The organism is Neobacillus sedimentimangrovi (assembly GCF_010614825.1).
Lineage (GTDB): Bacteria > Bacillota > Bacilli > Bacillales > Cytobacillaceae > Neobacillus > Neobacillus thermocopriae.
The window spans coordinates 1-3,040 of the sequence record NZ_JAAFZF010000091.1; the positions used below are offsets into that span (position 1 = coordinate 1).

Annotated in this window: 3 protein-coding genes and 1 pseudogene; all 4 read right to left on the reverse strand. The window is 36.9% G+C overall.

Annotated elements, in window-relative coordinates; genetic code table 11:
• Nucleotides 1-503 (reverse strand): annotated as a pseudogene (locus GZA11_RS16155) (IS21 family transposase); the annotation flags it as partial.
• A gap of 494 nt (nucleotides 504-997) precedes the next feature.
• Entirely contained in the window at nucleotides 998-2,521 is a 1,524-nt protein-coding gene (locus GZA11_RS16160) for an IS1182 family transposase (RefSeq protein ID WP_163184394.1), read from the reverse strand.
• A complete protein-coding gene (locus tag GZA11_RS16165) occupies nucleotides 2,490-2,777 on the reverse strand; it encodes a transposase (RefSeq protein ID WP_051968197.1) in 288 nt (95 codons plus the stop codon). Before GZA11_RS16165 ends, GZA11_RS16160 begins: the two co-directional genes overlap by 32 nt.
• Nucleotides 2,778-2,917: 140 nt before the next feature.
• On the reverse strand, nucleotides 2,918-3,040 hold a 123-nt coding region (locus GZA11_RS16170), incomplete at its 5' end, for an IS3 family transposase (RefSeq protein WP_163182820.1).

Genomic DNA, 3,040 nt, shown 5'->3' on the forward strand with positions numbered 1-3,040 from the left:
ACCTGAACGTAAAAGGTATTACTATAGGGAAACGATAAAACCAAATATGGCCATGTCACTACTTCTCCACGATATTTAAATGGTGCCTCCCCAAAGTCCACTTGAGCTGTTCCTGGCTTCGACTCTAATGGCAATGCAGCTGTTTCTGTCTCTTCGGAAAGCTGTTTTTTACGTTGGGATACATAATGCCGAACGGATCGTGCGGAACCTTCAAACCCATATTCTTCGACAAGTTGCGTATACATCCGTTGAGCAGTTCATTGAAACTTCTTTTTCTTCTTCAAGTCTTCTTGAAGCCATTGATCTAGAATCGGTTTCACAGGATCCATGACTTTTGCTTTTCGTTTTTGCTTTGGTACTTCTGAAGGACTAAAATCCTCCATCTCTGCATATTTCCGAACCGTTCTACGGTCTCGACTCATTTGTTTGGCAATAGAGCTATACGAACGCCCTTTTTTATTTGCTTCATGTCTGATATAATTAATTTCTGCCACTGCTAACATCTCCTTCATCGCCTCCTGTCATTTTTGCCCAATAACAGGAAGTGTATTTGAATGTAGGGATGTTGGCAAGTGGTTTTTTTATGCCCGAAAAGGGCTACATAAATTAATTGCCAAACTGTACATTTTTAGTTTGCCATAAACAAGCGATAGGCTGATGCATATTACTCGCTCTTTTTGGATTAATCGATCAATCTTTAAACAAGGGAAAGAGACTGCTGCGAAATAACTATTTAAACAGGGTGAAAATTTTTTTGATGGAAAACCTCCCTTAAACTAGATGAAGAATCAGCAGTAAAATAGCTACCTAAATAGGGTAAAAAGTGTTTCGATAAAAAAAGCTACTTAAACGGGGTAAAAGAATTACTGCGAAAAAGTTGCTTGAAAAGTAACGAAATATTCGTGACAATAACCATTATCACATTGTTAATAGCTATGCCAAACGTAATGTTTTTTTGCAACATAATGTCTATTATTAGAATTAGTATAAACAGTAGCTAAAAATTAGGCATAGAAAAAGGGGCTTGTCCAAAAAGTCCCAAAAAAGAGCGAATGAAGGAAAACGTCTTAGGTTTTCCAATTCGCTCTTTTTCTTTATTCCTGAAATTAGCTAGGCGGAAGCCTGCTAATTTCAGGAGATTATGGGGCATGGCCACAATTCCGAATTCTGTCTGGACTTTTTCAAGTCCTCGCAACAGAAATCGATTGAACGACAGATTGCCCTTAATGTTACCGAACACAATTTCGACATCCACTTTCCGCTTTGCGTAGATGGCTGCCTTTTGTTTGTCATTAAGGGCTGTTTTAGCCTTTGCTTTCATTTCTTCGTAAGTGGGATTCCAATGTACTTGACGATTGCCTTTGGCTTTCGTACATAATGATTTCATTGGACAATCCGAACAATCTTCGCATTCATATATTTTGAAGTCTTGTAGGTAGCCTATACTGTTTTTCCGCTTACTGTACCGTTTAAATGCAACCTTTCGGTTGTTGGGACAGATAAAAATGTCATCCTCCTCTAGATAAGTCCAATTTTTTACCTTTGAAATATCTTTCTTATATTTCCTAGTTTGTTCCTTCAAATATGTATTGTATGGAGCTAATAATTCAAATCGTGGTTCTTTCTCTTCCCCGATCGCAAATAAGTAATTTTCTTCACTTGCATATCCTGCATCGGCCACCACTTGTTTAGACACTGTAGGTAAAGAAGCCATTAACTTTTCCATAAACGGCTGAAAACAACGGGTATCTCCAGGTCTTTGATACAATCCGTATCCTACGATAAATTGATTTTGCGTAGCTATTTGCACATTATATCCAGCTTTTAATTGACCGTTTTTCATATGGTCATCTTTCATTCTCATAAAGGTGGCATCGTGATCTGTTTTTGAATAGCTATTCCGTTCACCAAGAATTTCCCTTTGTACTTCATACTTTCTTAAGCGTGGAAGATAGTCTGATTCTATGGCTTTCTTTTGTTTGCTTAGTTCTGACTTTTTGGAACGAAGTTCTTTTCGCTTTTCACTATCTATCTCTACTTCATATTGCTCTTCTAATTCTTGAATCTCTTCTCCTAGTTGTGCTGTTGATTTTATTAATTCTTCTTCCAGTTTTTCCTCTTCTAGTTCATCCTTTGTCACCTGATGTATTTCTTGAAGGAGAGCTTTGATCTTCATTCGCAATTTTTCATCATAATTTTCGATGGATTTTCTCCATACAAATGTGTATTTATTCGCATTCGCTTCAATTTTAGTTCCGTCTACAAAAATGTGTTCAAAATCTATGAATCCTTGTTCGACAAGTTGAATCACGAACTGCTCAAATATCGATTCCATCATGGTTGGCATGCGAAACCCACGAAAATCATTGATCGTTCGATGGTCAGGAGTTTGCATACCAGCTAGCCACATCGCTGGAAGATTTTCTTGAATCATTTGCTCTATCTTTCTACTCGAATAGATTTTTTGTGTATACGCATACAAAATGACTTTAAGCAACATTTTCGGATGAAAAGGGGGCACGTCCTCCTCCTATATAATGAGAAAACAGAACTTCATCCGGAATCGATTCCACCATTTCATCCACTAGTCGAGCCACGTGATTTTCTGGAATGTACATTTCCAAATCTAAAATTATCATCATTTGTTTGTTACTATAAGGTTGAAAAACGAGCTTTTTCTGTTGTTTTTCTTTTGTTACATTCCTTTCTTGAATTCCCTCTAGACCCATTTCCATTTGCGTGCTATAATTAACTTGAATAGTCATTGGATTATTCATAAAAAATCGTCCTTTCTGTTGATGTTGTGTGGTAACTTCATTTTACAAGAAAGGACGATTTTTTTGTACTCAAAAACGGAAAAGGGGCCGGACCGAAGGTCAGTCTAAAGGTAGTGCCCCCTTAAAGTTAGAGTTTTTCATTATGCAATTAATTGGCTGGTATGAATTCGATATTCAACTGGACTCATACCAGCCAGTTTTTGTTTTATTCGCACATTGTTATAATAATCGATATATTTTTCGATTTTCTTTTTCAATTCTTC